Source organism: Aeromonas sp. 1HA1, from assembly GCF_029237385.1.
In the GTDB taxonomy this organism is placed as follows: Bacteria; Pseudomonadota; Gammaproteobacteria; order Enterobacterales; family Aeromonadaceae; genus Aeromonas; species Aeromonas popoffii.
Genome location: NZ_JAACGC010000053.1, coordinates 23,905 through 30,272 on the forward strand (window position 1 = coordinate 23,905; position 6,368 = coordinate 30,272).

The window sequence follows — 6,368 nt, forward strand, 5'->3', positions numbered from 1 at the left end:
GGCCGCTTTCATGACCTCCGTTTTGCTTTATCTGCACGGTTTCAACTCTTCCCCCGGCTCAGCCAAGGCGCAGCAGATGGTTGCCTGGGTGGCGCAATACAGACCCGACATCGAGCTCATTATTCCGGCCCAGCCCAATACGCCGGCGGCGGCTTGGGCCGCCATAGCGCAGACCGTTGAAGAGGCCATCGCCCGCCACGGTGACCGCCTCAAGCTTGGTGCCGTGGGCAGTTCCCTCGGCGGCTTTATGGCCACCCGGGTGAGTGAGTTGTATGGCTGTCGCGCGGCCCTGATCAACCCGGCGGTGCGACCTCACGAGTTGTTGTGCGACTACCTGGGCCCTCAGACCAATCCCTATACCGATGAGCAGTACGAGCTGCTGCCGGCACACATGGGCGAGCTGCGGGCGCTGGCGGTGCCGGTGACGGCCCCCGAGCGGCTCTGGATCCTGCAACAGCAGGAAGATGAGGTGCTCGACTATCGCAAGGTGCTGGATGAATACCGCTTTGCCCGCCTGTCGCTGGAGTGCGGTGGCAACCACGCTTTTGTCGCGTTTGAACGCTACCCCGCCCAGATCGTTCGCTTTCTGGGGTTGTAGCAAAGGCACCTTATACACAAGGCAAGAAGGTGACATGCTCAAGCTCATCGGCAACACCCCTATTGAGGAAAAGCACAAGGCCAGCTGTCACTGCGGGGCCGTGGTGCTGGTGCTTACCCTGCCGGATGGCGTGGTGGATCCGCGCCGCTGCGACTGCTCTCTCTGCCGACGCCGCGGTGCCATCGTGGCCTCGGTGCCGCTCTCAGGGATCCAGATCTTGCAGGGGGAGGCGGCGCTGCGCAGCTACCAGTTCAACACCCGTACCGCGAAACACTACTTCTGCAGCATCTGCGGCATCTATACCCATCATCAACGGCGATCCAACCCGGCCGAGTATGGCTACAACCTCGCCTGCCTTGAGGGGGTCAACCCGTTTGAGCTGGATGAGGTGCCGCTGCGCGACGGGATCAACCATCCCGCGGATCGTGAATAACAAGATACGGGCCGACCCGAGAGTCGGCCGTTGAGTCAAGCTTGGCCCTTCAGATCAAGCTTTCGGCGCGGGGAGTTTGTTCTGCCCCCGCGTAGCAGTTAAGATTCTCCCCAAACGTCAATTCGCAAGGCCCTCCATGTCCACTCAATACAATGCGGATGCCATTGAGGTCCTCAATGGCCTTGAACCGGTGCGTCGTCGCCCCGGCATGTATACCGACACCACCCGGCCCAATCACCTCGGCCAGGAGGTCATCGACAACAGCGTCGACGAGGCGCTGGCGGGCCACGCCCGTACCCTGGAGGTGACCCTGTATGAAGACCAGTCTCTCGAGGTGATCGATGACGGCCGCGGCATGCCGGTCGATATCCACCCGGAGGAGGGGGTGTGTGGTGTGGAGCTGATCCTCTGCAAGCTGCACGCGGGGGGCAAGTTCTCCAACAAGAACTACCAGTTCTCCGGCGGTCTGCACGGGGTGGGTATTTCGGTGGTGAACGCTCTCTCTGATCGGGTCGAGGTGACGGTGCGTCGCGACGGTCAGGTCTATGACATCGCCTTCGAGCGTGGCGACAAGGTGCAGGAGCTGACCATCACCGGCACCTGCGGTCGCCGCAACACCGGCACCCGGGTGCGCTTCTGGCCGCAGGCGAGCTATTTCGACTCGCCCCGCTTCTCGGTTACCAAGCTGGAGCACCTGCTCAAGGCCAAGGCCGTGCTCTGCCCCGGCCTCACCATCAAGTTCCTCGACAAGAACACCGGCATCAAGCTGGAGTGGTGCTACGAAGATGGCCTCAAGGATTATCTGGTCGATGCGGTCAAGCAGTTTACCTGCCTGCCGGAGCAGCCCTTCGTCGGCGCCTTCAGCACCGAACAGTCTGCGGTGGACTGGGCGCTCTGCTGGTTGCCGGAAGGGGGCGAGTGCCTCGCCGAATCCTATGTGAACCTGATCCCGACGCCCCAGGGCGGTACTCACGTCAATGGCCTGCGCCAGGGCCTGCTAGACGCCATGCGCGAGTTCTGCGAGTTCCGCAACCTGCTGCCGCGCGGGGTCAAGCTGACCCCGGAAGACATCTGGGATCGCTGCGCCTACATCCTCTCCATCAAGATGCAGGATCCCCAGTTCGCCGGTCAGACCAAGGAGCGGCTGTCGTCGCGCCAGAGCTCGGCCTTCGTGTCGGGGGTGGTGAAGGATGCCTTCAGCCTGTTCCTCAACAGCAACACCGAGCTGGCGGAGCAGATCGCCGAGATCTGCATCAGCAGCGCCCAGCGCCGGCTGCGCGCCGCCAAGACGGTGGTGCGCAAGAAGATTACCCAAGGCCCGGCGCTGCCCGGCAAGCTGACCGACTGCAACTGCGCCGACCCCATGCAGGGCGAACTGTTCCTGGTGGAGGGTGACTCCGCGGGCGGCAGCGCCAAGCAGGCGCGCGACCGCGAGTTTCAGGCCATCATGCCGCTGCGCGGCAAGATCCTGAACACCTGGGAAGTGGAGGCCGGTCAGGTGCTCGCCTCCCAAGAGGTGCACGATATCTCGGTGGCCATCGGCCTGGATCCCGACTCCGAGGATCTCAGCGGCCTGCGCTACGGCAAGGTGTGCATTCTGGCGGATGCGGACTCGGACGGTCTGCACATCGCCACCCTGCTCTGCGCCCTGTTCGTGAGGCACTTCCGCACCCTGGTCAACAAGGGCCACGTCTATGTGGCCATGCCGCCGCTCTACCGGATCGACATCGGCAAGGAGGTGTTCTACGCCCTCGACGAGGACGAGAAGAACGGCGTGCTGCAGCGGGTCGAGGCCGAGAAGAAGAAAGGCAAGGTGATGGTGACCCGATTCAAGGGGCTGGGTGAGATGAACCCGAAACAGCTGCGGGAAACCACCATGGATCCCAATACCCGCCGTCTGGTGCAACTCACCATGGGCGAGATGGAGGCGGGGGACGAGACCCTGCAACTGATGGACATGCTGCTGGCCAAGAAACGCTCCGGCGATCGTCGTGAATGGTTAGAGGAGAAGGGAAACCTTGCCATCATCTAGTTCACTTCTCTCAGTAATGGGGAGTGGCTGATCGAGCAGGGCAACCTCGCCATCATCTAAGCCGTCGGCTGGCCCTGTGCGGGCCAGCAAGCATTTAGCCGGAGTCGCCCTGTGGCGGCTCCCGAACCGAAAGAGAAAATCACATGAGTGATGCTATCGAGCTCAGTCTGGACGGGGTAGAGCGCCAGCCAATGCGCACCTTTACCGAACAGGCTTACTTGAACTACTCCATGTACGTCATCATGGATCGGGCCTTGCCGCATATCGGCGATGGTCTCAAACCGGTGCAGCGGCGCATCATCTACGCCATGAGCGAGCTGGGGCTCTCTGCCCTATCCAAGCACAAGAAATCCGCCCGTACCGTGGGTGACGTGCTGGGTAAATACCACCCCCACGGCGACAGCGCCTGTTATGAAGCCATGGTGCTGATGGCCCAGCCCTTCTCCTACCGTTACCCGCTGGTGGACGGTCAGGGCAACTGGGGTGCGCCGGACGATCCCAAATCCTTCGCCGCCATGCGTTATACCGAGGCGCGCCTGTCGCGCTTCTCCGAGCTGCTGCTCTCCGAATTGGGCCAGGGCACGGTGGAGTGGACGCCGAACTTCGACGGCACCATGAAAGAACCTGTGGTACTGCCCGCCCGCCTGCCCCACATACTGCTCAACGGCATCACCGGCATCGCGGTGGGGATGGCGACCGACATCCCGCCTCACAACGCGCGGGAAGTGGCCTACGCCTGTGCCGAGCTGCTCGATAACCCCGATGCGGGGCTGGATGCACTGATGGCGCACATCAAGGGGCCGGACTACCCGACCAGCGCCGAGATCATCACACCGCGCGATGACATCCGCAAAATCTACGAGACCGGCAAGGGCTCCATCAAGCAGCGAGCAGTGTGGAACGAGGAGGATGGCGACATCGTCATCACGGCGCTGCCCCATCAGGCTTCCGGCGCCAAGATCATGGAGCAGATCGCCGCCCAGATGGTGGCGAAAAAGCTGCCGATGGTCACCGACCTGCGCGATGAATCGGACCACGAGAACCCGACCCGTCTGGTGATCATCCCCCGCTCCAACCGGGTGGATATGGAGGGGCTGATGGCCCACCTGTTCGCCACCACGGATCTGGAGAAGAACTACCGGGTCAACCTCAACATCCTCGGCCTCGACAACCGGCCGCAGGTGAAGACCCTCAAGATGATCCTCTCCGAGTGGATCATCTTCCGCCGCGAGACGGTACGTCGTCGCTTGCAGTATCGCCTCGACAAGGTGTTGGCACGCCTGCACATCCTCGAAGGCTTGCTGGTGGCCTACCTCAACATCGACGAGGTGATCGAGATCATCCGCACCGAGGATGAGCCGGGCAAGGTGATGGTGGAGCGTTTCAATATCAGCGAGACCCAGGCCGAAGCGATCCTCGAGATCAAACTGCGCCATCTGGCCAAGCTCGAAGAGTTCAAGCTGCGCGCCGAGCAGGATGAACTGGCGATTGAACGGGACAAGCTGCAACTGATCCTGGGCTCCGAGCGCCGCCTCAATACCCTGCTCAAGAAAGAGCTGCTGGCGGATGCCGAGAAGTACGGCGACGATCGCCGCACCCCGCTGGTGGAGCGCGCCAGCGCGGTAGCCCTGACTGAAAAAGAGCTGACCCCGAGCGAGCCTGTCACCGTCATCCTCTCCGATAAAGGTTGGGTGCGGGCCGCCAAGGGCCACGACGTGGATGTGGCGGGGCTCTCCTACAAGGCGGGGGATAACTATCTGGTCCACGCCTGTGGCCGCAGTAACCAGCAGGCTGTGTTCCTCTCCACCCTGGGGCGTACCTATGCACTGGAAGCGCACACACTGCCATCTGCCCGCAGTCAGGGCGAGCCGCTCACCGGCCGCTTTGCGTTGGGGGCGGGGGAAGAGGTGCGCCATCTGGTGATGGGCAATGAAGGCGAGCCGTATCTGATCGCGAGCGATGCCGGTTACGGCTTTGTCTGCACCTATGACGACCTCATCGGCAAGAACAAGAATGGCAAGGCGCTGCTCACAGTGCCGGAAGGGGGCCAGGTGATGGCACCCCAGAAGATTGGCTCGCCAGAGACCGATCTCTGCATGGCCATCTCCAACGAGGGGCGCATGCTGTTGTTCCCGCTCAACACCCTGCCGGTACTTGGCAAGGGCAAGGGCAACAAGCTCATCAGCATTCCGTCAGCGCGGGTCAAGGCGCGGGAAGAGTTTATGGTGATGGCCGCCATTATCCCGCAGGGGCAATATGTCACCCTGTTTGCCGGCAAGCGCAAGCTGACCCTCAAGCCCGCCGATCTCGACTACTACCGTGGCGAGCGCGGCCGCCGTGGCGCCAAGCTGCCCCGTGGTTTGCAGCGGGTCGATCGCATCGAGATTGAACCCGCCGCCGGTGTCGAGCCGGTTGCGGAGGAAAATCAGGAAGGGTAATTAATATAGAAAGGGCGTGAAAGCGCCCTTCTTATATTCAATAATGTTTATTATATTGCAGTCGTTATACTTCCTCGGAAATAATGTCTATGGTTATTTAGGTAAGAGTAAATTAACCATCTATGTCAACCTTAACTAAGGGGCTTAAAATGGCAGCTACTGTTTATTCTTGCCAATTACATGAAAGTAAAGGGTTGTGTAGGATAATATATTTCTCTGGTTTGGAATTTGATCTAATATTACATCCTTATGTATATGGGGAACCGTTGGTAACTACGCAGCCTTTATACTTTTTAGAAGATATTGGATCAATTGCAAAGCTAAGCGTTGAGCATCCGAAGAAAATCACTGATATTGAAATGGAATATTTGATTGATAATTATCTGTTTGAATGTAGTCTTTCGGATGAAACATCTAAAGTTTGCGCAAAAATAACAGACCCGGCTTTCTGGCACCCCGATTATAGTGGCTTTTATCAGTATCATGATAAACGTAATACCAGAGCCCTTACTCTTGATCCATACAATGATGACTCAATATTGGAAATAACAGATATTGATGGGAATGAGTGGGCATTTAGCGATTATTGTTTTCCTAAAGAGTTCATTGATGATGCTTTATCAGAAAGTGCATTAAAAATCAAAGCCATATATGAAAGAAAGATTATTGTGAAAATAATGCCGAATTGGGAGAGGGATGGTTATTTCGGAAAGCTAAGGTTAGTTGAGTGTGATGGTACATCTGTCTCTTGATCAGATCTTGATCCCCGAAGCCATCATCTCTTTGGCGGCAATAAAGCCGTCCAGTTTACTTTGCAGTGTTTGCCAGCCTTCCCAGAGTGAGCTCCAGCCTGCAATCCCTGTTCGC

Annotated in this window: 5 protein-coding genes; all 5 read left to right on the forward strand. The window is 59.0% G+C overall.

Annotation, left to right across the window (positions count from 1 at the left end; translation table 11 throughout):
* Positions 1–10: 10 nt before the first annotated feature.
* The 5 genes from GWQ22_RS15590 to GWQ22_RS15610 all read left to right on the forward strand — a co-directional run bounded on the left by GWQ22_RS15590 (position 11) and on the right by GWQ22_RS15610 (position 6,253).
* A complete protein-coding gene (locus tag GWQ22_RS15590) occupies positions 11–598 on the forward strand; it encodes a YqiA/YcfP family alpha/beta fold hydrolase (protein ID WP_275930867.1) in 588 nt (195 codons plus the stop codon).
* Positions 599–632: 34 nt separating this feature from the next.
* Positions 633–1,031, forward strand: a complete 399-nt coding sequence (locus GWQ22_RS15595) for a GFA family protein (RefSeq protein ID WP_275930868.1) — start codon at positions 633–635, stop codon at positions 1,029–1,031.
* 136 nt (positions 1,032–1,167) lie between these two features.
* Entirely contained in the window at positions 1,168–3,063 is a 1,896-nt protein-coding gene (gene parE, locus GWQ22_RS15600; protein ID WP_275930869.1) for a DNA topoisomerase IV subunit B, read from the forward strand.
* 143 nt (positions 3,064–3,206) lie between these two features.
* The gene (gene parC, locus GWQ22_RS15605) at positions 3,207–5,501 is read left to right on the forward strand and encodes a DNA topoisomerase IV subunit A (RefSeq protein WP_275930870.1); all 2,295 of its coding nucleotides are present in this window, start codon (positions 3,207–3,209) and stop codon (positions 5,499–5,501) included.
* Positions 5,502–5,650: 149 nt separating this feature from the next.
* The gene (locus tag GWQ22_RS15610) at positions 5,651–6,253 is read left to right on the forward strand and encodes a hypothetical protein (protein WP_275930871.1); all 603 of its coding nucleotides are present in this window, start codon (positions 5,651–5,653) and stop codon (positions 6,251–6,253) included.
* Positions 6,254–6,368 lie beyond the last annotated feature (115 nt).

Excerpts from the sequence above, each read along its gene's own strand:
- GWQ22_RS15590 (WP_275930867.1), top strand. The coding sequence starts at position 11 with ATGACCTCCGTTTTGCTTTATCTGCACGGTTTCAACTCTTCCCCCGGC.
- GWQ22_RS15595 (WP_275930868.1), top strand. The coding sequence starts at position 633 with ATGCTCAAGCTCATCGGCAACACCCCTATTGAGGAAAAGCACAAGGCC.
- parE (WP_275930869.1), top strand. The coding sequence starts at position 1,168 with ATGTCCACTCAATACAATGCGGATGCCATTGAGGTCCTCAATGGCCTT.
- parC (WP_275930870.1), top strand. The coding sequence starts at position 3,207 with ATGAGTGATGCTATCGAGCTCAGTCTGGACGGGGTAGAGCGCCAGCCA.
- GWQ22_RS15610 (WP_275930871.1), top strand. The coding sequence starts at position 5,651 with ATGGCAGCTACTGTTTATTCTTGCCAATTACATGAAAGTAAAGGGTTG.